At 72.8% G+C, this 23,450-nt stretch carries 20 protein-coding genes and 1 tRNA gene; 8 read left to right on the plus strand and 13 right to left on the minus strand.

The genetic code is table 11. From position 1 onward, the window contains the following. Nucleotides 1–173: 173 nt before the first annotated feature. Nucleotides 174–1,493 (minus strand): D-alanyl-D-alanine carboxypeptidase/D-alanyl-D-alanine endopeptidase, encoded by a 1,320-nt coding sequence (gene dacB / locus AR3_RS12900; protein WP_227023247.1) that lies wholly within the window; start codon nucleotides 1,491–1,493, stop codon nucleotides 174–176. A gap of 211 nt (nucleotides 1,494–1,704) precedes the next feature. On the opposite strand from dacB, the gene AR3_RS12905 reads away from it, so the two are divergent. Next, nucleotides 1,705–2,208 (plus strand): inorganic diphosphatase, encoded by a 504-nt coding sequence (locus AR3_RS12905; RefSeq protein ID WP_067913577.1) that lies wholly within the window; start codon nucleotides 1,705–1,707, stop codon nucleotides 2,206–2,208. A 176-nt stretch (nucleotides 2,209–2,384) separates the two neighbouring features. Here the strand turns inward: AR3_RS12905 and AR3_RS12910 are convergent, their stop codons facing one another. Continuing rightward, nucleotides 2,385–3,566, minus strand: coding sequence for a C40 family peptidase (locus AR3_RS12910; RefSeq protein ID WP_067913658.1), 1,182 nt, complete (start codon nucleotides 3,564–3,566; stop codon nucleotides 2,385–2,387). Nucleotides 3,567–3,744: 178 nt separating this feature from the next. Further along, nucleotides 3,745–5,430 (minus strand): sigma-70 family RNA polymerase sigma factor, encoded by a 1,686-nt coding sequence (locus tag AR3_RS30495; protein ID WP_067913579.1) that lies wholly within the window; start codon nucleotides 5,428–5,430, stop codon nucleotides 3,745–3,747. Nucleotides 5,431–5,796: 366 nt separating this feature from the next. Between AR3_RS30495 and AR3_RS32155 the strand changes: the two genes are divergently transcribed. From AR3_RS32155 to AR3_RS12930, 5 genes are all read left to right on the plus strand, one after another. Then, entirely contained in the window at nucleotides 5,797–6,600 is an 804-nt protein-coding gene (locus tag AR3_RS32155; protein ID WP_067913582.1) for a MerR family transcriptional regulator, read from the plus strand. Beyond that, nucleotides 6,600–8,969, plus strand: coding sequence for a VIT domain-containing protein (locus tag AR3_RS12925; RefSeq protein WP_067913585.1), 2,370 nt, complete (start codon nucleotides 6,600–6,602; stop codon nucleotides 8,967–8,969). The genes AR3_RS32155 and AR3_RS12925 overlap by 1 nt, the downstream gene beginning before the upstream one ends. Before the next feature lie 798 nt (nucleotides 8,970–9,767). Further along, the gene (locus tag AR3_RS29590; RefSeq protein ID WP_083951426.1) at nucleotides 9,768–9,989 is read left to right on the plus strand and encodes a hypothetical protein; all 222 of its coding nucleotides are present in this window, start codon (nucleotides 9,768–9,770) and stop codon (nucleotides 9,987–9,989) included. A gap of 482 nt (nucleotides 9,990–10,471) precedes the next feature. Further along, on the plus strand, nucleotides 10,472–10,645 hold the full coding sequence (locus AR3_RS30500) for a hypothetical protein (RefSeq protein ID WP_157406662.1): 174 nt from the start codon (nucleotides 10,472–10,474) through the stop codon (nucleotides 10,643–10,645). Continuing rightward, complete coding sequence (locus AR3_RS12930) at nucleotides 10,642–10,851, plus strand: hypothetical protein (protein WP_067913587.1); 210 nt, start codon at nucleotides 10,642–10,644, stop codon at nucleotides 10,849–10,851. The genes AR3_RS30500 and AR3_RS12930 overlap by 4 nt, the downstream gene beginning before the upstream one ends. Before the next feature lie 109 nt (nucleotides 10,852–10,960). Here the strand turns inward: AR3_RS12930 and AR3_RS12935 are convergent. The 3 genes from AR3_RS12935 to AR3_RS12945 form a co-directional block, all read right to left on the minus strand. Continuing rightward, nucleotides 10,961–11,033, minus strand: a tRNA-Thr gene (locus AR3_RS12935). A gap of 50 nt (nucleotides 11,034–11,083) precedes the next feature. Beyond that, a complete protein-coding gene (locus AR3_RS12940; RefSeq protein WP_067913590.1) occupies nucleotides 11,084–12,589 on the minus strand; it encodes an alpha/beta hydrolase in 1,506 nt (501 codons plus the stop codon). A gap of 70 nt (nucleotides 12,590–12,659) precedes the next feature. After that, nucleotides 12,660–13,352, minus strand: a complete 693-nt coding sequence (locus AR3_RS12945) for a TetR/AcrR family transcriptional regulator C-terminal domain-containing protein (protein ID WP_067913593.1) — start codon at nucleotides 13,350–13,352, stop codon at nucleotides 12,660–12,662. Between the two features lie 129 nt (nucleotides 13,353–13,481). Between AR3_RS12945 and AR3_RS12950 the strand changes: the two genes are divergently transcribed. Both AR3_RS12950 and AR3_RS12955 read left to right on the plus strand, forming a co-directional pair. After that, nucleotides 13,482–14,966 carry a DHA2 family efflux MFS transporter permease subunit gene (locus tag AR3_RS12950; protein WP_067913596.1) on the plus strand — a complete coding sequence of 495 codons (1,485 nt, stop codon included), beginning with the start codon at nucleotides 13,482–13,484 and terminating at the stop codon, nucleotides 14,964–14,966. Nucleotides 14,967–14,994: 28 nt separating this feature from the next. Next, on the plus strand, nucleotides 14,995–15,741 hold the full coding sequence (locus AR3_RS12955; RefSeq protein ID WP_067913600.1) for a DUF427 domain-containing protein: 747 nt from the start codon (nucleotides 14,995–14,997) through the stop codon (nucleotides 15,739–15,741). 80 nt (nucleotides 15,742–15,821) lie between these two features. Here AR3_RS12955 and AR3_RS12960 read toward each other — a convergent pair whose 3' ends face one another. The 7 genes from AR3_RS12960 to AR3_RS12990 form a co-directional block, all read right to left on the minus strand. After that, the gene (locus tag AR3_RS12960) at nucleotides 15,822–16,664 is read right to left on the minus strand and encodes a PSP1 domain-containing protein (protein WP_067913661.1); all 843 of its coding nucleotides are present in this window, start codon (nucleotides 16,662–16,664) and stop codon (nucleotides 15,822–15,824) included. Nucleotides 16,665–16,832: 168 nt separating this feature from the next. Continuing rightward, nucleotides 16,833–17,849, minus strand: a complete 1,017-nt coding sequence (locus tag AR3_RS12965) for a TolB-like translocation protein (RefSeq protein ID WP_067913602.1) — start codon at nucleotides 17,847–17,849, stop codon at nucleotides 16,833–16,835. A 284-nt stretch (nucleotides 17,850–18,133) separates the two neighbouring features. Continuing rightward, nucleotides 18,134–18,754 (minus strand): hypothetical protein, encoded by a 621-nt coding sequence (locus AR3_RS12970; protein ID WP_146150322.1) that lies wholly within the window; start codon nucleotides 18,752–18,754, stop codon nucleotides 18,134–18,136. Between the two features lie 74 nt (nucleotides 18,755–18,828). Continuing rightward, entirely contained in the window at nucleotides 18,829–19,695 is an 867-nt protein-coding gene (locus AR3_RS12975) for a fructosamine kinase family protein (RefSeq protein WP_067913606.1), read from the minus strand. Next, a complete protein-coding gene (locus AR3_RS12980; RefSeq protein ID WP_067913608.1) occupies nucleotides 19,692–20,180 on the minus strand; it encodes a low molecular weight protein-tyrosine-phosphatase in 489 nt (162 codons plus the stop codon). The genes AR3_RS12975 and AR3_RS12980 overlap by 4 nt, the downstream gene beginning before the upstream one ends. An 86-nt stretch (nucleotides 20,181–20,266) precedes the next feature. Beyond that, nucleotides 20,267–21,991 (minus strand): S8 family serine peptidase, encoded by a 1,725-nt coding sequence (locus AR3_RS12985; protein ID WP_067913611.1) that lies wholly within the window; start codon nucleotides 21,989–21,991, stop codon nucleotides 20,267–20,269. A gap of 170 nt (nucleotides 21,992–22,161) precedes the next feature. After that, complete coding sequence (locus AR3_RS12990; protein ID WP_067913623.1) at nucleotides 22,162–23,328, minus strand: DNA polymerase III subunit delta'; 1,167 nt, start codon at nucleotides 23,326–23,328, stop codon at nucleotides 22,162–22,164. Nucleotides 23,329–23,450 lie beyond the last annotated feature (122 nt).

Here is a 23,450-nt window from a genome sequence, read left to right on the forward strand (position 1 = left end):
TCCCGTCTCAGCGGGTCCAGGCGCGGGCGCTTTGCGGGGGCTTCGGGACGCGGGGACGGGCCGGGCGAGCGGTCGAAGTCCGGCTCATGGAGACGGTGATCGGGGACTGGAGCCGGAGGCCGGACCGACGCCGTTCGTGGACTCCGCGCGGGCTGAGCAGGGGCGGCCGCCGGTCAGACGCAGCCGCAGGAGGCGACGGTGGCGGCGAGGGCGTCGAGACGGCCGGGATCGACCGTCCCGGTGCCGTCGCCCGCCATGAACGCGAACGCGAGCAGACGTCCGTTCACGTCGTGGGCGAACCCGGCGAGGGTGCTGACCCCCGCCAGCGTTCCCGTCTTTGCCCGTACCAGGCCCGCCCCCGCCGCGCTGTGGACCGTCGTGTAACGGGGCGGGGACAGGGTGCCGGAGAAGCCCGCCACCGGCATGCCGGTGATGGCGGCGCGCAGTTCGGGACGGTCGTCGGACGCGGCCAGGGTCACCAGCCGCGCCAGCGCGTTCGGGGTGATCCGGTTGCGCGTGGACAGCCCGCTGCCGTCGTTCACCATGATCCCGTCGGCGGCGCCGAGCTCGCTCAAGACGTCCGTCACCGCCTGGGCGGCCCCGGCGAACGACGGCTGGTACCCCCGTTTGATCGCGACCTGGCGGGCGACCGCCTCGGCCGCGTCGTTGTCGCTCTCGGTCATCAGATGCTCGACGAGCACCGACAGGGGCGGCGACTGCACCGTGCCCAGCGGGGCGGCGCCCTGCGGCGCCATGACCGCACGGCCCCGAGTGGCGGTCACGCCGTTGCGGGTGAGCATGCGGGCGAACAGGGCGGCGGCCGCGGCGGGCGGATCGCTCACCCTGGCCTTCTTGGTCGTGCCGGGTGCGACCCTGCCCTCGTCCACGGCGAGCGCGCTCACCGGAGCGACTTCGCCGTCCGGTATGTAGTTGGGCTTCCAGCCCGGGGCGGTGCGGGGGCCCTGGTAGGCGGTCGCGTCATAGTCCACGCGGACGCGGCGGATACCGGACGCCTTCAGGGCGGCGGCGGTCTGCCGCGCGAGATCGGCCAGCGAGGCGAAGGCCGGCCGCCCTCTGCCCGCGGACGCGGGGAGCGCGGTCACTGTAGGATCCCCGCCGCCGACCAGCACGACGCCGTCGCCGCTCCGCACGACCTTCGTGGTGATCCGGTGGTCGGGGCCGAGCGCGGCCAGCGCGGCGACGGACGTGACCAGCTTGGTGGTGGACGCGGGCGTGGCGGGCCGGTCGGCGTCCCGGGCGAACAACTGCCGCCCGGTCCGGACGTCGACGACCACCGCGTTGATCGGGGTGCGGGCGCCGTCGAGCAGCCCGGACAGCCGCCGCGCCAGGACGGACGAGTTCGGCGCGCCGCCCGCCGGCCCCGCCGCGCTCAGCGGCACGACGGTCGCGGTCGTGCGCACCGCCTCGCGTTCCGCGACGGCCGGCGGCCGGGGAGACAAGCGCCGGTCCGGTGTGAGTTTGGCCACTGCCATGCCGGCGCCCGCCGTCGAGACATGGAGGAGGGAGAGTGTGACCATGACCAGGGCACGCGTGCGTTTCGGCACGTGACCGCCCCTCTCCCCCTCAGCACCCACCAACGTGCGACATCCTTGTATAAGGGAACACCATCCTGTGTGGGCCGCCTCGCCCGCGCAGGCTCCCGAAAGACTATTCACTGCGACGGCGCAGGGAGCGGAGGACATCGTGGATTTCGACGTCACCATTGAGATCCCGAAGGGCCAGCGGAACAAGTACGAGGTGGACCACGAGACCGGTCGCATCCGCCTGGACCGGATGCTGTTCACCTCGACGCAGTACCCGGCCGACTACGGGTTCATCGAGAACACCCTGGGCGAGGACGGCGACCCGCTGGACGCCCTGGTGCTGCTGCAGGAGCCGACGTTCCCGGGCTGCCTGATCCGGTGCCGCGCCGTCGGAATGTTCCGCATGACGGACGAGGCGGGGGGCGACGACAAGGTCCTGTGCGTCCCGGCCACCGACCCGCGCATGGAGCACCTGCGCGACATCCACCACGTGCCGGAGTTCGACCGCCTGGAGATCCAGCACTTCTTCGAGGTCTACAAGGACCTGGAGCCCGGCAAGTCCGTCGAGGGCGCCAGCTGGGTGGGGCGCGTCGAGGCCGAGGCCGAGATCGAGCGCTCCCTCAAGCGCGCCGCCGAGGCCGGCGGGCACAAGCGCGCCCACTGACTGTCCGTGCCCGGCCGCTGACCCCCGCCGTCGTCGGCTGGGCGGGACGGGCCGGACGGCGCCGATCCGCTCCCGCCGCCCTCCGGCCGCGCCACGCCGCCGCATCCCCGTACCCCCGCCGCCGCTGAGCGGCTCGTCACAGGCTTGTCACAGGGGCTCGTCACGAAGGCGCGGGCTCACCCGGCCGGGCGGGTCGCGCCGATGAGCCCCGGACGCCAAATGCTGGAGATGCGAACCCGGCCGCCCGTATAGGGGGCCTCCACCATGCGCCCCTTGCCGATGTACACGCCGACATGGTGGATGGTGCCTGGGTCCGAGGTGTTGTACGCGTAGAACACGAGGTCGCCTGGGCGAAGGCGGTTCAGGGGGATGTGCGGGCCCGACGTCCACTGCGTCCCGGTCCAGTGGTCCAGGTGAACACCCGCCTTGGCCCACGCGTACATCGCCAGCCCTGAGCAGTCGAAGCCGTAGATGCGGGCGCCGTGCGCGATGCCGTAGCTGGGTCCGTTGACGGTGCCTCCGCCCCAGGAGTACGGCGTGCCGAGCCAGCGGAGCGCGGCCCGTGCCACGGCCAAGCCTTGGGAGTAGCCGCTCCCCGAACCGGCGGCGTCCGCGTCGCGCAGCGCCTCGCGGCGGCGGCGCGCCAGGTCGTCCGCGCGCTCCCGGGCGATGTCCAGCTCGCGTTCCAGCCGCCGCTTCTCCGCGCCGATCTCCTGGACGGCCCGCTGCTGCCGGGCCACCGCCTCCTCGGCGGCGCGGCGCGCCTGCAGGGCCCGCTGGGTCGCCGCGTGCTGCTCGGCCAGAGCCGACTGGGCCTGAGTGCGGAAGAGGTCGGCGACGTTGCGCGCCGCCTGCACCTCCTGGACGAATCCGGTGCGGCGACGCGCGAGCATTTCGAGCAGCCCGGCCCGGTCCATGGCGCCCTGCGGCCCGCCGCTGCCCGCGATGACCGACGGCCACGGGGTGGAGCCGCTGCCCGCCCGGTACGCCTCGGCGGCGAACGCGGCGAGGTTCGCGCGGGCCTGGGCATACCTGCGTTCGGCCTCGGCGAGACGCGCCATGGCGTCCTGGTACGCCCCCGCCGCCCGGGCCAGCCTGACCTTCTCCCCGTTGTAGCGCTCCACGGCGAGCGCGGCGGCGGCCGCCAGCCGCTCGAGCTCTCCGGCGGCCTGCGCGTACCGCACCTTGGCCTGGGCCACCTCTTCGGCGCGTTCCCGAGCACGGCGCTCGGCCCGGGCCACGTCGCGGTCGCTCGGCACCGGCTCGGTCAGTGCGGCGGCCGCGCTCCGTGCGGTCGCCGCCCCGGGGGCGAGGGACGCCCCCGTCACCGTGAGGACGGTGATGCCGCCCAAGGACATCAGGCGCAGCGCCGCGCTCCGCCGGCGCGCCGACGTCCGCTGCCCCGTGCGCGTTCCGAGAAACACGGTCCCCCCCACCGTGATCATCGACGCGAGGACGTCACGATCGTCACTCAGACCACAATGATCAATACCCTATGTGATCACTCGGCACACGCGGCGACCATTTCGCGGGGAGTCACCCGCCGGAACCCTCCGGCCGCGGACTCTCTCCGGAGGGGGACGCGGACCCGGGCTCACGGGACGGAGGCGGCGAACTCGACGGCGGGTCCGACGAAGGCTGCTCCGACGGCGGAGTGGACGGCGGGGAAGGCGACGACGGTGGCGGCGAGGTCTGCGGCGGCCGTGAGGTCTGCGGCGGCGGGGTGGTGGGCTGCTGCCCCGGGGGCGGCGACGTCGGGTCGGGACGGCTGACGGGACGCCACGTGATGCGCACTTCCACACCGCCGGGCTCGAAGACGACGCCGCCTTCCCCCGCCGCGTCGCCGCGCCTGGCGACGTCCACGCCGAGCGTGAGGGTCTGCCCGGCCTCGATGCGTCCGGACGTCCGGCTGAGGCGTACCGGACCCCACGGCTCGGCGCGCCAGGTCACCGGCCCGCCCTCGGCGGTCAGCTGAAGCGTGCCGTGCGAGCCCTCCGCAAGGTCCAGGAACAGCGGAGCCACCGTCAGGGCCGCGCCGCGGCGGCGTGCTCCCTCGAAACCCGCCGGGCGTGCCCCGCCGGACGGCGGCCACGGCAACGCTGTGGGCGGGGCGGACGACACGCGCGCGCCGAGCGGATACGTAGCGGGCGGGGGAGCCTCGCCGGCGTCCCCCCGATCCCCCTGCGGTGGCGTGCCGACCGTGGGGAGCGGCACCGAGGGGCCGACCGCCGTCCCGCCGCCCTGACCGTCCGCACCGACCAGCCGGTGGAACGCCACGCCGCCTCCCCCCAGCAGCAGCGCGACCACCGCCACGGCCGCGACCCCGCGCCAGGCCGCCCCGCCCAACCCTCCGAAGAGGGCGTACGGCGGGCGCCGTGCCGCCGGACGCAGGCCGCGACGCCGTGCGGCGTGGCGCGACTGGACGGGGAACCCGGTCGGACCGAACTCGCCGACCCGCGTCGCGACGAACAGCCGATAGCCCACCAGTTCGGGATCGAAGAAGCAGCTCATCACCTGTTCCCGCAGGGACGCGGGAGGGCGGGCCTGCGGCAGCAACCCGTACACCTTGGCCGCCGACACCGTGCGGGGGCGCAACGTCCGGCAGACGCCGCACTCGCGGGCGTGCCGCGCGAGCCGTCTGTCGACGTCGCCCCTGGCGGCGCCCCGGCGCTGCCGCAGCAACGCCCCGCGTTCGGGGCACCCGTACGGGCCGTCGTGCGCGAGAAGCTCGGCGGTCAGGGCCGCCTCGAGCGCGGCGTGAGCACGTTCCAGCTGCGCCTCGGCGTCCTTGAGGGAGAGGCCGGCCACCGCCGCCACGTCGGGCGTCGGCAACCGCTGCCGCACACGCAGCTCGAGCAGGTCCCGGCTCAGCGGGTCCAGGGCCTCGACGGCCTGCCACGCCACGACGCGCAGGTCGACGTCGTCCTGGTCATGGCTGGCGACCGGCACGTCGGGCCGCTGGTCGGGGGCGGACGGCCGGCGCGCGCATTCCAAACGGGCGATGGCGTAGAGCCACGGACCGAAGCGATCGGCGTCGCGCAGCCGTCTGATGTGCGCCTCGGCAACGATGAACGTGTCGCGCAGCGCCACCTGTGCGGCGTCCCGGTCGCGCAGGTGGAACCAGCAGTACCCGTAGAGGCGTTCGGCGTAGGCATCGTAGGCCGCGGCAGGTGCGGCCGGGTCCCGTTCCCGCAGGGCCTCGACCAGGAGATGGTCATCCATACCTGCAAGGTAAGTGCTGGCCGACACCTTTACCGCCAATTCCACGAGATCAGACTTATTCGACCACATTGCATACGAACTTTCCCCCAGCCCGCCATTGTTTGCCCACAATGTGAGCAATGAGCACCTCGTCCGGGATCGTCGCCATCACCCGCCCACCTGGCGCGCATGACCCTGCGACGTTTCGCGAATACGCATCGTAAAGACGTCGGAGAGGCTGACTTAAAAGTCTCCGACCTGTCCCCCGACAGTCATATGACCATGGCCGGGCACGGCGAAGACAACCGACACTCCAGACAACGTCAGTAAAAACTGAAAGCCCGCCCGACGTTGACACTGTCATCGTGACAGTGTCATCATGGCGTCATGTCGGGCACCTGGACGATCAGCGAACTGGCCGAGCGGGCCGTCGCCGCGCTGTCGGCGGGCGACCCGCTGCGCGTCAGCGGCCGGGTTCGCGACCTGCCCAACGAACGACTGATCCGCTGGTACACCACGATCGGGCTGGTCGACCCCCCGCTGGGGCGCCGCGGCCGCACCGCCGTGTACGGTCACCGGCACCTGCTGCAGATCGTGGCCGTCAAGCGGCGCCAGGCCGCCGGCCGCACGATCGCCGAGATCCAGCAGGAACTGTCCGGCGCCACCGACGACACCCTGCGCGCCATCGCCCAGATCCCCGACCCCCTGCCGGACTCCGACACTGACACTGACACTGGCACCGGCACCGGTACCGGCGCCGGCGCCGAGCCCGCCCAGGCCCGCGGCCGCTTCTGGACCGCCCGCCCCGCCGCCCCCAGCGGGCCCGCGGACGTCGTCTGGCGGGCGGACATCCGGCACGCCCGGGACTCCGAAGCCCCGGCCGCGCCGTCCTCTCCTGCAGGCGCGGCCCCCTCGACTCCCCCGACCAGCGGCAACGGCGAAACGCGTCCCGGCGCAACGCCGACACGTCCCGGCCACGCGGACGAGACCCCGGGCAGGTCCCGGCGGCTCTCCGTGGTTCAGGGCGTCCGGCTGGCTCCCGGCGTCACCGTGCTGCTGGACGCGCCGGCGCTCGGCGAGGACGACCTCGCCGCGATCGCGGCCGCCGCCGGTCCGCTGCTGGACGAGCTGCGGCGCCGCGGACTCCTCGACCCCATCGACACGCACCCCCACCCCTCCGGGAGGCCCTGATGACCGTGCACATCAGTCCCCTGCCCGACGCGGCGGCGCCGCCGGACCCCGAAGGCGGGCTCGGCGCCCTGTCCACCGACCGGGGCAACCTGCCGCTCGACGCGGTCGACGTCCGCGCCTCGATCACCGGCCTGGTCGCCGGAGTCGAGGTGACCCAGGGCTTCCGCAACCCGTTCGACGTGCCGCTGGAGGCCACCTACATCTTCCCCCTGCCGGACCGCGCCGCCGTCACCGCGCTGCGCCTGGAGGCCGCCGACCGGGTCGTGGAGGGGGTGCTCAAGGAGCGGGCGCAGGCGCGCCAGGACTACGACGCCGCGATCGCCGCGGGCCGGCGCGCCGCCATCGCCGAGGAGGACCGGCCCGACGTGTTCACGATGCGGGTGGGCAACATCCTGCCCGGCGAGCGCGTGACCGTCCGGCTGACGCTGATCCAGCCGCTCCCCTACGAGGACGGCCAGGCCACCTTCCGGTTCCCGCTCGTGGTCGCGCCCCGGTACATCCCCGGAACCCCGCTGGACGAGCCCGCGGCCGGGGACGGCACCGCGCCCGACACCGACGCGGTGCCCGACGCGTCCCGGATCAGCCCGCCGGTGCTGCTGCCCGGCTTCCCCAACCCGGTGCGCCTGTCGATCAGCGTGGACGTGGACCCGGCGGGGCTGCGGCTCACCGGGATCGGCTCCGCCCTGCACGTGGTCGCCGAGTCCGGCGATGGCGAGCGCACCACCGTCCGGCTGCAGCCCGGCGAACGGCTCGACCGCGACTTCATCCTGCGTCTCGCGTACGCGCCGCAGGAGACCGCCTCGCTGACGCTGGTGCCCGACGAAGACTCCGAGGAGGGGACGTTCTCGCTGACCGTGCTGCCGGCCGGACGGCACCGTCCCCGCCCGCGCGACGTCGTGCTCGTCCTGGACCGGTCCGGCAGCATGCACGGCTGGAAGATGGTCGCGGCCCGGCGCGCGGCCGCCCGGATCGTCGACACGCTCGGCACCGCCGACCGGTTCGCCGTCCTGGCGTTCGACAACGTGGTGGAGCGTCCCCCGCGGCTCGGCCCCTCGCTGGAGCCGGGCACCGACCGCAACCGGTTCCGCGCGGTCGAATATCTGGCGACGCTGGAGGCCCGGGGCGGCACCGAGATGCTCGCGCCGCTGCGGGACGCCTGCCATCTGCTGCACGACTCCGGGACGCGCGACCGGGTGCTGATCCTGATCACCGACGGGCAGGTCGGCAACGAGGACCAGATCCTCGCCGACCTTCTGCCGCGCCTCCGCGGCGTCCGGGTGCACACCGTCGGCATCGACCAGGCCGTCAACGCGGGCTTCCTGCACCGGCTCGCCCAGGCCGGGCAGGGGCGGTGCGAGCTGGTCGAGTCCGAAGACCGGCTGGACGAGGCGATGGAGCACATCCATCACCGCATCGGCGCCCCGCTGGTGACGGATCTGCGCCTGGAAGCCGACGGCCTGCGGCTCGTCCCCGACACCACGACCCCCGCCCGCCTGGACGCCCTGTACCCGGGCGTGCCGCTGGTGATTTCGGGGCGCTTCCACGGCCGCCCGCAGGGCGGCCTGACCGTCCACGGCGTGGCGGCCGACGGCTCACCGTGGCGGCAGAGCTCCACCGCCGTCGTCTCGAGCAACCGCACGGTCGCCTCCCTGTGGGCCCGCGCGCACCTTCGGGACCTCGAAGACCGCTACCTCACCTCCGGCTCGGACGACCTCGAGCGGCGCATCGTGGACACGTCCCTGCGGTTCGGCGTGCTGTGCCGTTTCACCGCGTTCGTGGCGGTGGACAGCCGCGTCGCGACCGAGGGGCAAACGCCCCACCACGTGGTGCAGCCCGTCGAGCTCCCCTCCGGCTGGACCGCACCCGCCGCACCGATGGCGGCGGCGTACGCCGGCCCCATGGGCGCCCCCGGGGCGCCGCCGGTCGCGGGCGTCCCGGCCGCCTTCCCGGCCCCCGCGCCCGCCGCTACGAGCGGCGCCCCCATGGCCCGAGGCCCCATGGCCCCGGGATCGATGCCACGCTTCCGGCTGCCCGGCGCCCGTCGCCGGTCCAGCTCCGAGCTCGATGACCTGCGGCAGCGGCTGACCGAGCATCTCCAGCGGTTGACGTCGACGCCCACCCCCGACCAGGCCCTGCTGGTCGACCTCCTGCAGTTCCTCGAGCCAGCCGTTCAACGCCTCGAAGCACTGGGCACCGACGTCGACCCGCTCGCCACGCTGGTCGCCGACCTCCAGGCCGTCCACACGCCGCTGGACGCCGCCGCTCTCCAAGGCCTGTGGGACCGCACAATCAAGATTCTCACCGAGTTCACCACCCAGGCCCCGCAAGAGCCTCGCCCACGACGCCCGTTTTGGAAGCGCACCCCCTGACCGCCGGGAGCCGCACACATGCACCGCGGGTGACCTCCCACCTGGGAGGTCACCCGCCCCCGCGGTCACGGCCCCGGCCTCACACGCAGCACCTCCTGGGCGCCTGAGCCGCACCGGCCCCGCCACGCTGGGGTCCGCACGGCTGCGACGACCACGCGGTCTTGGCCCACCCATGCGGTGATGAATCTCGTGCGATCGAGGATGAGCGAACGCAAGCCGACCCAGGCGGTGCGTCATGTGACCGGCGCCGCCGTCACGCGAACCGCGTCCGCCTGACCGGCGGCTGCCGGACGTCCCGTCAGGGACACCAGCACGATCGTCGCGCCCCCGGCCCAGCACGCAATACCAGCCAAGCCAGGTCTGGGCAAGGCGCTCGCAAGCTGAGGGCCGCGCCGCTGCGCGTCCGAGGGCGGCGCGCATGATGGGAGCCGGGCTTGCGTCGCCACGGTGTTCGGTAGCTCACACGTGGCGGCCCGGAAGGACGCTGCCTGGGAGGTCAGTGGGTGCTTGTGGCGTTTTGTGTCGACGGCGGCGTGTCACTTCCCGGGAGGGCGGCCCGTCAAGGTGAATCATGGACTGCGGCTTCGTCCGTACGGAATGCTGGACGCAGCAGTGTCGCGGTCGGTCTCCCGGGGGCGGGCTCTGTGGACAACAAGAAGGACGACCTTCCGGAGTGCGGCCACTGCACCAGATCGGGTGAAGTCACCTACGAGCGACCGCAGAAGGAGAACGACGTTCGATCACATGGCGCACGAGCGTGGAGGACTGCCACCTCTGCCGGGGGACCGGAAAGTGCCGATGAAGGCTAAGCGCGAACGCTGCGGCAACGTGCCGTGCGAATGGTGCGACCGCGACGACTGGGTGTGCCGGTTCTGCCACGGCTCGGGCTGGTGGCGTCCCGAGCGTCCGCATCAGACGCCCACCGGTGAGCTGTCCTGGGAGCGCATAGAGGAGCCTTGCCGGATGTGCGGGAACACCGGCAAGGAGCACAACCCGTTGACCGTTCCTCCCGCGTCCTGAACCTCGCCGGAGCGCCTTCCAAGATCGACGCCCTGAGGAGCGGGACGCCTCGTTCCACCATCTCGCGCGTTTGCAGCCCCAGCACGCCCCAGGCGCACGGGCACCGTCGCTGCGTAGACGCGACGTCAGGGGCCGTCTGCCGATTGCCGCAGCGCTGCGGCGTTCTTGTGGTGTGCGGTGGTGTCCCGGGTGGCCCGCTGCCCTCGATCGGTGCGATCGACAGCGGGCGGCTTGGGCCACCGCCGGCCATGCCATGTGCGGACGGAGTCGGGGCGCTGACGAGACGACCAAGGCGCCGGAGGCACAACCAGAGATCGACTGGGCGACAGGGCCTCCCTGAGCCGGGCGATCGACGCCCGCTCAGCGGACTGGTGAAGATCGCATTGCCTCCGGGCGTGCCGCCATACGCGTTCAGGGACGCCCGGTACGGCCCCCGATCCTGTACAGCAACGCGACGTCCCGCTGACCAAGCTGTCGTCCAAGTGCAGGAGATCGCCGACCGGCTGGCCGCCGGGGAGATCGACGAGGACGAGGCCGCCGCCCGCGAGGAGGAGCTGCTGGACCGGCTGCCGCGTGCCACGACCCGCAGACCCAGGAGGAGGCCGACGCAACGATCATCCTCCCGGACGGCGCCCGCTACGGCGCGACGTTCATGACCCTGGACGCCGTCAGCGCCGTCATGCGGCGTTACCGGAGCACCGGCGAATGCCTCAACGGCGCCTACTTCTGGTGCGCAGACCTCATCATCATCGACCGGCCCGGCATCCCGGCCATCGTGGAGGTCGTGCGCCACCTCATCGCCTCAGGTGAGCTCGAAGGAGCTTGCAGCCTTCTCAGGGGCGATGACCTGGCCTCTGAGTAGGCCGGTCGTCCGCTCTTCAACGCGCGCAACGCGACGTGACGTGCTGCTGTCAGCAGAGGTGTCAGCAGCAGGGGCCCCTTCCTTGTTCGGAAGGGGCCCCTGACCTGGGAGCCGCCTGTCGGAATCGAACCGACGACCTGCTCATTACGAGTGAGCCGCTCTGCCGACTGAGCTAAGGCGGCGTGCCGTACGGGAGTCTACCTGGTCTCAGGGGTGTTGCGTGCATTTGTTTTCAGCGGCACACCGTGCCGTCCTTGGGAGGCTGCCCGGTGACCAGGTAGCGGTCGGTCGCGGAGACGATGCAGGGATTGTTCTGGAGGTAGGCGGTGTGGCCGTCGCCGTCGAGGGTCAGCAGGACGCCGGACGACAGGTCGCGGGCGAGGTTCTCCGACCACTTGTAGGGCGTGGCGGGGTCGCGGAGGGTGCCGATGACCAGGATGGGCGCGGCGCCCTTGGCGGTGAAGGGACGCGGCTTCTGCTTGGTCTGGGCGGGCCAGTAGATGCAGGGGAGGCCGCCCCAGACGACGAACTCGCCGAAGTGGGGGGCTTCCTTCGCGGCCTCGTCGACGGCCTTGCGGTAGGCGGCCAGGTCGGCCGGGTTGGGCTTGTCCACGCAGTTGACGGCCATGTTGGCGTCGGCCTGGTTGCTGTAGGAGCCGTTCTCGCCGCGCTCGACCAGGCGGTCGGCGAGGGTGATCAGGAGGGTGCCGTCCTTGCGTTGCATGGCCTGGGCGAGGGCCATGCGCAGGAGGGGCCAGTTCTCCTTGACGTACAGGGCGGACGCCAGGCCCAGCTCGGCCCAGGCTTCGGTGACCGGACGGGAGTCGCTGCTGTTGGACAGGGGGTGGGCGTCGACCCGCTTCTGGAACTCGGTGAGCCGGTCGAGGGCGGTGTCGGGGTCGGTGCCCAGGGGGCAGCCGGAGTGCTTGACGCAGTCGGCGGCGAACGCCTCCAGCGCGGTCTCGAAGCCCTTGGCCTGCTCGACGAGCATCTCGGTGTTCGTCAGCCTCGGGTCGACGGCGCCGTCCAGGACGAGCGCGCGCACCTTGTCGGGGAACTGGTCGGCGTAGGACGCGCCGAGGTAGGTGCCGTAGGAGGCTCCGTAGTAGGTGAGCTTGTCGTCGCCCGCCGCGGCGCGCAGGATGTCGATGTCGCGGGCGGCGTTGGCGGTGCCGACGTACGGCAGCAGCTTGGCGGCCTTGCCGCGGCAGTTGTCGGCGTAGGCGCGGCTTTGGGAGGCCAGGGCGTCGACTTCCTTCTTGTCGTCGGGCGTGGTGTCGGTGGCGTAGAAGGCGTCCAGCTGCGGGGCCGTCATGCAGCGGACGGGGGAGCTGGCGCCGACGCCGCGGGGGTCGAAGCCGACGATGTCGAAACGCCGCCGCAGGTCGGCGCCGAAGGCGCCGGCGGCTTGGCGGACGAACTCCACGCCCGAGCCGCCCGGTCCGCCCGGGTTGACGAACAGCGACCCGATGCGCTGGGACCGGTCCTCGGCGGGACGTCTGATGAGGGAGATGCGCAGGCGCTCCCCCTTGGGGTTGGCGTAGTCGAGGGGGACCTTGGCGGTCGCGCATTCGAAGCCGTTGCCGCAGTCGGACCACTCGAGCCGCTGCTGGTAGTACTCCTCCATGCCGACCGCGGAGCCGGGGGGCGGGCTCTGCTGGGTCGTCTGCGTGCGTTCGCCGGAGCAGCCGGTCAGCGCGACCAAGGTGAGCACAGCTGCGGCGGCGATGAGCTTCATGAGTCCCCCGTCCCGTCGTCGCGGACCGACGTGCTCCCCCTACGCTACGTGGGCGAACGGAAAAGTTCGTTCAGGCGCCTCCGAACTCCTGCTCGATGCCGTCCAGCAGCCAGCGCAGTCCGTCCTCGAAGGACTCCTGCTGGGGGACGCCCTCGCGCAGGGCGCGGCGCAGGTGCGGGAAGTCGCCCTCCTCGATCATCTTCTGGACGTACGACTCGCCGAGGTGGTCGGCGCGCTGGTCGCTCACCAGGCGTTCGCGGATCACGTAGCCGGTCATGTAGTGGTCGACGGCCGTGACGATGCGGGCGGCGGTGGCGGTGTCGACGTCGAGGCCGGCCAGGGCCTGCAGGTTCTGCTCGGCGTGGCGCAGGCCGTTGGGGCCGACGCGGGGCCCGCGCGCCGTCAGGTCGATGACCCAGGCGTGCCGCCGGATGACCTCGCGCTCGCGCCGGGCGATCACGCTGACGGCCTCCCGCCAGTCGGCGGGCAGCTCCTCCTCGATGATCAGCTCGCGGTGGACCTCGTCGAGCATCAGGTCGAGGAGGTCCTCCTTGCGCTCGATGTGGGTGTAGAGGCTCATGGGGCGCACCCCGAGCGCGGCGGCGACGCGGCGGATGGAGACCGCGTCCAGGCCCTCCGCGTCGGCGATCTCGATCGCGGCGGCCACGATCGCCTCCCGGGTGAGGCGGGGGCGGCGTCCGCCGCTCTGGCGCGCCCAGACGGGTTCGCCGGGCGGTCTGCGGTCTCGGGCGGTTCCGGGCACGGCCCGATCCTACCGGTACGGCGTACGCCCAGGCCGAAACAGCGTATCGATCTAGCGATACGCTGTACCAATATGGCGATACAGCGTATCGTTCGGCCGGTACATCGTACGGAAGGAGGACCGCGGCGCATGACCGCCGACGACGCCCGGCTGCGACGGCTCGCGATCGTCGTGCTGCTCGGGGCGATCATGACGGTGCTCGACAGCACGATCGTCACCGTCGCCGTCACCGCCCTGGGCACCGACCTGGACGCCTCGCTGTCCACCGTCCAGTGGGTGCTGACCGGGTACACGCTGGCGCTGTCCATGGCGATCCCGCTGACGGGGTGGGCGGTGCGGCGGTTCGGGCAGCGCACCATGTGGCTGGTGTCGCTGGCGCTGTTCATCGGGGGGTCGCTGCTGTGCGGGTTGGCGTGGTCGGCGCCCGCGCTGATCGGCTTCCGGGTGGTGCAGGGATTCGGCGGCGGGATGCTGATGCCGGTCGGCCAGATGATGCTCGCCCGGGCGGCGGGTCCGGACCGGATGGCGCGGGTGATGGCCGTCGTCTCGGTGCCGGCGATGCTCGCACCAGTGTTGGGGCCGGTGGCGGGCGGGCTGATCGTCGGCCACCTGTCGTGGCGCTGGATGTTCTACGTCAACGTCCCGGTCTGCGCCGTGGCGCTGGCCGCGGCGCTGCGCATGCTGCCCCGCGACGCGGAGCGCGATCGGAGCGTCCGGCTGGACGCGCCGGGCCTGGCGCTGGTGTCGCCCGGCCTGGCGGCGCTGGTGTACGGGCTGTCGGAGGCGGGCGAGGGCGCCGGCCTGTCGAGCGCCGGGTTCCTGGTCGGCGCGGTCGGCGGCGCGGTGCTGATCGCCGCGTTCGTGGTCCACGCCGTGCGCAAGGGCGACGACGCGCTGATCGACGTGCGGTTGCTGCGCGCCCGCTCGTTCACCGCCGCCACCGGCGCGCTGTTCGTCTACAGCGGCGCGGCGTTCGGGCTGACGGTGCTGATCCCGCTGCTGTCGCAGGTGGCGCGGCAGGAGACGGCGACGCAGGCGGGGCTGCTGCTGGCCCCGTTCGGGCTGGGCGCGATGGTCACGATGCCGCTCGCGGGACGGCTGGCCGACCGCTACGGCGCCCGGTGGCCGTCGGCGGGCGGGGTGCTGGTGGTGCTGGTCGGGACGTTCGCGCTCACGACGGTCGAGCCGGGCACGGGCAGGCCGCTGATCATGGCGGCGGTGCTGGTCGTCGGCCTCGGGCACGGCGCGATCGCGCCGGCGCTGATGGCGGCGGCCTACCAGGGGCTGCCGCGGACGTCGGTCCCGGCGGCGACGACGGCGGCGAACATCCTGGTCCGTGTCGGCAGCGCGTTCGGGATGGCGGCGCTCACCGTGATCCTGCAGGTGTACCTGCGGGCCGCGTTCCCCGGGACGAGCGGCAAGCCGGAGGAGGTCGCCGCCCAGGCGTCCCGTGTGCCGGACGCGCCCGCGCTGCTCTCCGAGGCGTTCTCCCGCAGCCTGTGGTGGGCGCTGGCGATCGCGGCCGTGGCGCTGCCGCTGATCCTGACGCTTCCGCGTAAGAAGCGCGCACCGCAGGTAAAAGATGCGTCTGAAAAGGCGCCCGTCCGGAAATAGGGGTGGGGCGGCGCCTGTTGCCGCCAACATGAGCGGCAACAAAGGCGGCATCCGCGTCGAGCAGTCGGCCAAGCGCGTCAGGGCCTACCTCGGGGGGCAGGTGGTGGCCGACACCATCCGGCCGGTCCTGGTGTGGGAAGTGCCGTACTACCCGACCTACTACATCCCGCTGGAGGACGTGCGGGCGGAGCTGGTGCCCGACGGTCCCGGCAAGCACTCGGCGAGCAGGGGCGACGCGACCGCGTACACCGTGAAGGCCGACGGGGTCCAGGCGCCGGGGGCGGCGGTGCGGTACGAGCAGTCGCCCATCGAGGAGCTGCGCGGCCTGGTGCGTCTCGACTGGAACGCGATGGACGCCTGGTTCGAGGAGGACGAGCAGGTCTTCGTCCACCCGCGCAACCCGTACCACCGGGTCGACGTGCTGGCCAGCTCGCGGCACGTGCGCATCGAGGTGGACGGGGTGACCGTGGCCGAGTCCGGCAGCCCGCACCTGCTGTTCGAGACCGGGCTGCCCGTCCGGTACTACCTGCCGAAGACGCACGTGCGCATGGACCTGCTGGAACCGTCCGACACGGTCACCGGCTGCCCGTACAAGGGCGAGGCCGAGTACTGGTCGGTGCGCGTCGGCGACCGGGTGCACAAGGACCTCGCGTGGTCGTACCGGCATCCCCTTCCGGAGAGCCAGAAGATCGCCGGGTTGATCGCCTTCTATGACGAGAAGGTGGACGTGTTCGTCGACGGCGTCCGGCAGGAGCGGCCGAAGACGAAGTTCTGACGGCTGTCAGCAGACGAGACGGGACGTTCCGACGCTGACGATGTGGCGCGCCGTGGCGCCTTTGCGGGGACGCTTCGGGGTCACTCTGAAGAGGAGTCCGTGCCGGACGCGTTGCCGTAGGCGGCGTCGTGCTGGCGGCGCGGGGAGCACACTGAGGCGGACGGGCAGACGCAGCGCCCGCCGGCGTTGAGGCGGACGGTCACCGTGTCGGACGGCACGTTGCGCGCCACCACCTGCCCGGGCCCCTCGGGGGTGTCGACGCGTTCGCCCAGACGCGGCATGTTCTTGTGCGCCTCCACGTACAGAGGATGCTCGTACTTGAGGCAGCACATGAGGCGTCCGCACGCCCCCGCGATGCGCAGCGGGTTGACGGGCAGGTCCTGGTCCTTGGCCATCCGGACCGACACCGGTTCGAAGTCCTTGAGGAACGTGGCGCAGCACAGGTCGCGTCCGCACGGTCCGATGCCGCCCTGCAGGCGGGCCTCGTCGCGCGGGCCGACCTGCCGCAGCTCCACCCGGGCGCGGATGTTGCGGGCCAGGTCGCGCACCAGGGCGCGGAAGTCGACGCGGTGCGGCGCGGTGAAATAGATCTTGAAGACGTTCTCGGCGTCCAGGAAGTCCACGCCGATGACCTTCATCGGCAGCCCGTGCTTGCGGATCAGCCGCTTGGCGATGGCGCGTCCCTCGGCGCGGCGGCGGCGGTTGGCCTCGTCGCGGGCCAGATGCTCCTCGGTCGCGAGCCCCGCGCACACCGGCAGCCCTTCGATGTCCTCCGACACCCACTGCGGGGGCCACACGCACTCGGCGACCTCCGGGCCCGCGTCGGTCGGGACGAGCACCTTGTCGCCGACCTTGGGCGAGTGCGGGCCGGGGTCGAGGTAGTAGAGCCGCCCGTAACGGGTGAAGCTGACGGCCATCACCATGCCCACGGTCTGCTCCGTTCGCCCGGTTCCGTGGAACCAACCCTACGTGGTCCGAACTTCACCCGGTAAGAACGGTTTCGCCGGGCCGCCGCGGTCGGCGGCCGCGCTCGTTGGGACGGCGCCACGCGCGGTGGCGCCGGGTGCGGATGCGCGGTGTTACCAGGCGAGTTACCAGGCGACGTCGACGAGGTCGGCCGCCTGCACGGGCCGGAAGCCGTCGGTGTAGAGGCGTCCGTCGGCGCCGAACGCCAGCAGGTGGCGGCCGGAGTGGTCGCGGACGATCCGGAGGAGGCGGGTGGTCGCGCCGTTCTGCTTCCACAGCACCTTGCCGGGACGGCCGTCCGGCACCGTGTACGCCTGGAGCGACATCTGCCCCCGGGAAGCGAGACCCGCCACGACGGTGCGGCCGTCACGGCTGCTCAGCGCGGCGCCCGTTCCGGCGGGCAGCTTCAGCATCGGCCGGCTGACGCGCAGGTCTCCGGCCTGGCCTTTGGTGTTCAGCGCGCGCAGCTGACCGGCGGCGACGACGTCGCCGGCGCGCACCGGGTTCCACAGGAAGGTGAGGGTGTCGCCCGCCCACGACAGGCTGGCGATGCGCGCGGGCGACGGCGCCTTCCACATCTTGCGCTGCCCGGTCGCGGCGGACACGACCTGCACCTGGGCCGTCAGACCGGAGTAGGTGACGTAGGCGATGCGGTCGCCGTCGGGGTGGACCGCCATCTCCGACCACCCGGCCGACACGCCGGGCACGGCGGCGCGCGGGATGTCCGTCAGCTGCGTGGGGCGCCCGCCCGCGTCCACGCCCAGCCGATGGAACGTGACAGTCCGGTCGGCGTAGGAGGCGACGACGAAGGTTCCGTCGGCGGCCGCCGCGATCCGCTCGAACCGCCGCCCGGCCGGCGCCGCCACGGGCACGCCGATCGTGCCGCCGGTGCGCATGTCGCGGACCACGAGCGCGGCGCCGCCGCGCTGCACCCCGACGAAACGGTGCGGCTCGGTGCGCTCACGCTCGGCGGCCGGCTTGGCCGCGCGCTGGGGGTCGTCCGACCGCTGATGCGCGTGCACCAGGTCGACGAATCCGGCGATGCCGAGGGCGATCGCCGCGGCGACGCCGATCGGCACCAGGCGCCGCCAGGCGCCGCGCACCATTGCTCCGACGCCCGTCTGCTCGTGCTTGCCGTCCATCGGGGAAGCCCAGCACCCACCTCTCCGCGTCTCCCACGTTGTGCGGACCCGTCGTTTCTACCTCATCCCTCACATTCAGGGCAGCAAGATCGCGGAGTTTGTCGACAGACATTGACGTTCCCGACATGTCCGTCGCGCCGACCTGCGCGATCCGCCTCCGGCGTCCCTCTCGACGGCTCCGGAGCAGGCGCGCAGCGCACGGCGCCTTGGCCGCCCACCGCGTCGTGGGCCGCCACAAGGTCCGGTGCCATGTGCACGCCGGACGTGAGACGACGCAGGGCGGGTCAGTCCGCAGAGAGACGATCGGCGCGCCTGCGCAGCCCGCCGTACAGCATCGACAACGCCGTCGCCAGAAAAAGCCCCGCCGAGGCGTACAGGCCGATGCGGATGTCGTCGTCTGTGGAGTCGTCAGGAAGATACGGCAACGTCAGCCCCAGCGGGTCCTTGCGGATGGTGACCCGCTGCCCCTGTCGGAACTGGTCGTAGCAGTTCTGCTGCTCGCTGAGCCGATAGACCGTGGGCTTGCTCTCGGTCGCCAGCACTGTGCAGTACCACAGGTCGGTCTTGACGCCCTTATCCTTCTCGACCTTGAGGACCACGGCGGGAACCTCCTCGCCCGTGGTCTTCAGGTACAGCGCGTACTCCATCGGCCCGGCGAAGAACATCAGCGCCAACCCGCAGATGGAGACCAAGAGCGCCGCTCCCGCCCGTCGCCATACCGCACCCGCGCGGATCACCGCGACGGCGAAGACGACAAGGCCGAGGCCGACACCGATCCAGCGCCCGCCGTACCGCATCTGCGCCACCGCGCCGGCGAGCGCGAACGCAACGGGCACGGCGAGCGCCCACATCCAGGAGTTCGCCACCCGTCGCCGCGGCGGCGAAGCGGTTTCCGGGTGCTCCACTGCACCTCACTCTCACTAAGCGCCCGGAAGCCATGATCCACCAATTAGGCGGACATCGCCCGCATAAGACACGATCAGGACGCGGCGGCCAGGGCCGCTCGGGCGGCGTCGAGCGTCCTCTCCCGGTACCCGGCGCCGAACAGGGCGACGTGCACCAGGAGCGGGTGCAGCTGGTGCAGCGGGACGCGCCGCCGCCAGCCGTCGGCGAGCGGCGCCGCCTCGTCGTAGGCCGCCAGGACGCGGTCCAGGTGCGGGGCGCCGAACAAGGCCAGCATCGCCAGGTCGGTCTCGCGGTGGCCGCCGTGCGCGGCCGGGTCGATCAGCATGGCGCGGCCGCCCGTCCACAGCACGTTGCCCGACCACAGGTCGCCGTGGATGCGGCTCGGCGGCTCCGGCGGCCCGGCCAGCTCCTCGACGCGGTCGATGACGTGCTCGATCAGTCGCACGTCGGACGCCGACAGGTGCGGCCGTGCGAGACGCAGGAACGGCGCGAGACGCCGCTCGGCGTACCAGCGCGGCCATCCGCCGTCGTCGAGGGTGTTGTCCAGCGGCAGGTCGGCGATGTAGCCGTCCCAGGGCGCGCCGTACGCCCGCGGGGCGGACGCGGTGTGCAGCGCGGCCAGGTCGCGGCCGAAACGCTCGGCGGCCTGCGGTGTGGGCGGCTCGGTCGGCAGCCACGGCAGCACGAGGGTGTGGTCGTCGGCGGCCAGCACCCGCGGCACGGGGGCGTGCGGCCCCGCCTCGGCCAGCCACCGCAGCCCCGCCGCCTCGGCCGCGAAGAAGCCGCCGTCGGCGGCCGCGGCCTTGACGAAGACCTCGCGCCCGTCGGCGAGCGTCGCCCGGTGCAGCGTCCACGAATGGCTGCCGCCGAGGTCGGCGACGCGCTCGACGCGCGTCCGGAGCAGGTCGGCGATCCGCTCGCGGGCCGCCGCCACCGTCACGCCTCCCGGGCGAGCGACGTCTCGGCGCGCACGTGGTCGAGCAGGCCGGGCACCGCGGCCTCGACGAGCTTCAGCACGTGCTCGAAGTCGGCGTGTCCGCCGTAGTACGGGTCGGGGACGTCCAGGTCGTCCCCCGCGTCGGGGTCGAACTCGCGCAGCAGCCTGATCCGTCCGCGCGCCGCGTCGTCGGGGGCCATGGCCCGCAGCTCCCGCAGGTGCCCCGCGTCCAGCGCGACGATCAGGTCGTACCGGTCGAACCAGTCCGGTTGGAACTGCCGGGCGGTGTGCGCCGACCGGTAGCCGTTCCGCTGCAGGACGCGCACAGTGCGGGGGTCGGCGCCGCTGCCCACATGCCACGGTCCGGTGCCCGAGCTGTCGACCTCGACGTCGAGCCCTTCCTTCTCAACGTGGTGGCGGAACACCCACTCGGCCATGGGCGAGCGGCAGATGTTCCCGGTGCAGACGAACGTGACGCGGTAGGACATGCCCCCATCCTGCCCGACCGCCCCCGAACGGGGACGGCCCCCGGCGGAAGGTCCGCCGGGGGCCGTGGGGCGTCAGAACGGACGCGTCAGCGCGAGACGGCCTTCTTGGCGTCGATGATGCCGGCGCCGTAGAAGCCGTTGCGGTTCTTGCCGCCCTCGCACGTGTGCGTCGCGACGACCTTCTGGTACGAGCCGTCGGCCTGCTTCACGTACCGGGTGTAGGTGTACGAGCCGCCCTTCGGGCAGGCCGTGGCGGAGGCGGTGCCCGTCAGGATGCGCGCCACGGCGTCCGGGTCCATGGTGAGCCCGCCGTGGACGCGGTCGCGCTTGCCGTACTTGCTGACGATCAGGGCCGCGACGCCGGCCGCGTGCGGCGAGGCCATCGAGGTGCCCTGGATCGACTGGTAGTAGGCGCAGGTGCCGCCCTTGCAGTCGCGGACCACGCGCGGGGTGTTCGGCGTGCCGTCGGCGTTCAGCTCGCCGCGCTCGCGGGCGATGGACTCGGGGTAGGCCGCCCAGATGCCGACCTTGTCGTCCAGCTTGCCGTCCGCCGTGTCGTACTTGTCACCGCCGGGCGCGGCCACCTGGATGTAGCCGTTGCCGTAGCTGGAGTAGTACGCCTTGCGCTTGCTGATGCCGGTCGAGGAGACGGGGATGACGTGGTCGCCCTCGCCGGGCAGCGACAGGCAGCTCGGCGGGATGGTCCGCTCGTGGGGCTGCTCGCCCGGCTCGGACGCGAAGTTCGGGCTGGAGTCGTCGGTGTTGGTCTTGGTGTAGTCGATCGCCTCGTTGCCCGCGGCCGCGACCAGCGTGACGCCGTGCCGGTGGGCGAAGTTCAGCGCCCGGTTGGCGGCCTCGATGACGGTGCGCTGCTCGGCCTGCTCCTCGGGCGAGTCGGCCGGGTTGTCGACGCAGTTGAACAGCCACGGGTCGATGTAGAAGCTCATGTTGACCACGTCGATGCCGTTCTTGGCCGCGTAGGTCAGCGCGTCGACCGTCGGCTTCAGGAAGAAGTAGCCCGAGTCCTGCCCGGCGCGCAGGTTGACCAGCTGCACGTTGGGCGCGACGCCGGCCATGCCCAGCCCGTTGCGCGGCGAGGCGATGGTGGACGCCACGTGCGTGCCGTGCTCGTTCTCGTCCACGTCGGCCGGGTCGTTGCAGGACTTGTCGGGCTCCGCCTCGCACGGCCCGTCGACCTCGTTGCCGTTGGCGTCGGTCGGGATGTCGACGGTGAAGTTCCGGCTCAGCGCGCGGTTGAAGTTGGGCTTGATGTCGGGGTGGTTGCCGTCGATGCCGGTGTCGATGACGCCGACGAGCACGCGCTTGTCGCCCGGCTCGATCTTGTAGGAGCCGTCGGCCGTGGCGCGGATCTGCTTCATGTCCCACTGCAGGTCCGCGAGCGGCTCGCCCTTGGCGCCCTTCGTGAACTTCGCCGCGCCGGCGGTCTGGCCGCGCCCCTCCTTCTCCACGGCGAACGGCTTGGCGGCCTTCCCCGTCTTCGGCGCGTGGCCGATCACGCGGTTGGCCGCGGCGCCCTCCAGGGCGTCCTGCCGGGCCACCGCGGCGGTGAAGCCCGTCTTGGTGGTGCGGACGGTGGCCACGCCGACGTCGGTGTTCTCGCTGACGATGGTGCCTCCGGCCGCCTTCACGGCGGCGCGGGCCTTGCTGAGGGAGACCCCTTCCTTGTAGAGGACGACGTACTCCGACGCCTTCGCCTGGGACTCGGGTTGGGCCGGTACCGCCGATGCCGGCAGCGCGAGTGCCGCGGTGGCGACGGCGGCACTGGCGGCGGTGATCACAACACGCCGCAAGGCGACCTCCTGGCCTGGGGGGGTTGATAGGGCCCCGATCGATGTTCGGTTGATCAAGGCACGCTACGGCTGCGGCTGTTGAGACTCGTGTACGGATGAGTAACAAAACGGGCCAACTTGTGTTATCCGCCTGGTGTCCGACATGACGGCGATTTCCGTCGGATCGGCGGTCAGGCGGCCCCGTCCCGCAGCGCCAGGGTGAGCGCCTCCACGGCCAGCAGCGGGTTGACGTTGGCGTCCAGCCGCTCCCGGCACTCCATGATCGCGTCCAGGCGGCGGATCGTGGTCTCGGGCGTGCCCGCCGCCGCGGCCGCGCGCAGCTCGTCCGCCCGGTCGGCGTTGACCAGCTCGCTACCCGCGCCGAGCTGCAGCACCAGGACGTCGCGGTAGTAGTACGCCAGGTCCAGCAGCGCCCGGTCGAGGGCGTCCCGCTTGACCCGGGTGGCGCGGGACTTCTGCCGGTCCTCCAGCTCCTTCAGCGCGCCGGCGGTGCCGCGCGGCATGCGGCCCTTCGCGCTCTCCCCCAGCGCCTGCCGCAGCGCCGCCGTCTCGCTCTCGTTCAGCTCCTCGGTGGTGGCCTTGGCCTCCTCCTCGGCGGCCTTCACCAGCGCCTCCGCCGCCGCCACCGCGGGCCCCACCGACGTGAGGCGGCGCGGCACGGCCAGCACCTCCTCGCGGCGGCGCCGCGCCTGCTCGTCGACGGCCAGCCGCCGGGCCCGCTCGATGTGCCCCTGCGCGGCCCGCGCCGCCGCCTCGGCCGTCGCCGGGTCGACGCCGTCCCGCCGCACCAGCACGTCGGCGACGGCGGCGACCGGCGGGATCCGCAGGGTGACCAGGCGGCACCGCGACCGGATCGTCATCACCAGGTCCTCGGGGGACGGCGCGCACAGCAGCCACACCGTCCGCGGCGGCGGCTCCTCGATCGCCTTGAGCAGGGCGTTGGCGGCCGCCTCGGTCGCCCGGTCGGCGTCCTCGAACAGCACGATCTGCCAGCGTCCGCCGCTGGGCGACGACGACGCGCGCAGGACCAGCTCCCGCGTCTCGCGCACCCCGTACGACAGCCCGGACGGACGCACCACCTCCACGTCGGCGTGCGTCCCCTGCAACACCTGGTGGCAGGACGCGCAGTGCCCGCACCCGCGCGGCGTCTCCGAGCACTGCAGGGCCGCGGCGAACGCGCGGGCCGCGGCCGAACGCCCCGACCCCGGCGGCCCGGTGAACAGCCAGGCGTGCGCCATCTTCCCGCCCGCCGCCCCGCCGGCGTCGGCGGCCTCGGCGGCGGAGCGCAGCTGCTCGACGACCGGGTCCTGGCCGACCAGGTCACCCCACACGCTCATGACCCGCACCCCCGATCGCCTCCGGGCCCCTCATCAGGCGCCGCCTCCCCGTCCTCGGTCCTTCACCGCTCGGCGGCCCGGGCCGCGCCCCTCACCGCGGCCTCGCCCGCCGCGGGGGCGCC

Origin of the sequence: Actinomadura rubrobrunea NBRC 15275, from assembly GCF_001552235.1 — a bacterium.
GTDB classification, from domain to species: domain Bacteria; phylum Actinomycetota; class Actinomycetes; order Streptosporangiales; family Streptosporangiaceae; genus Spirillospora; species Spirillospora viridilutea.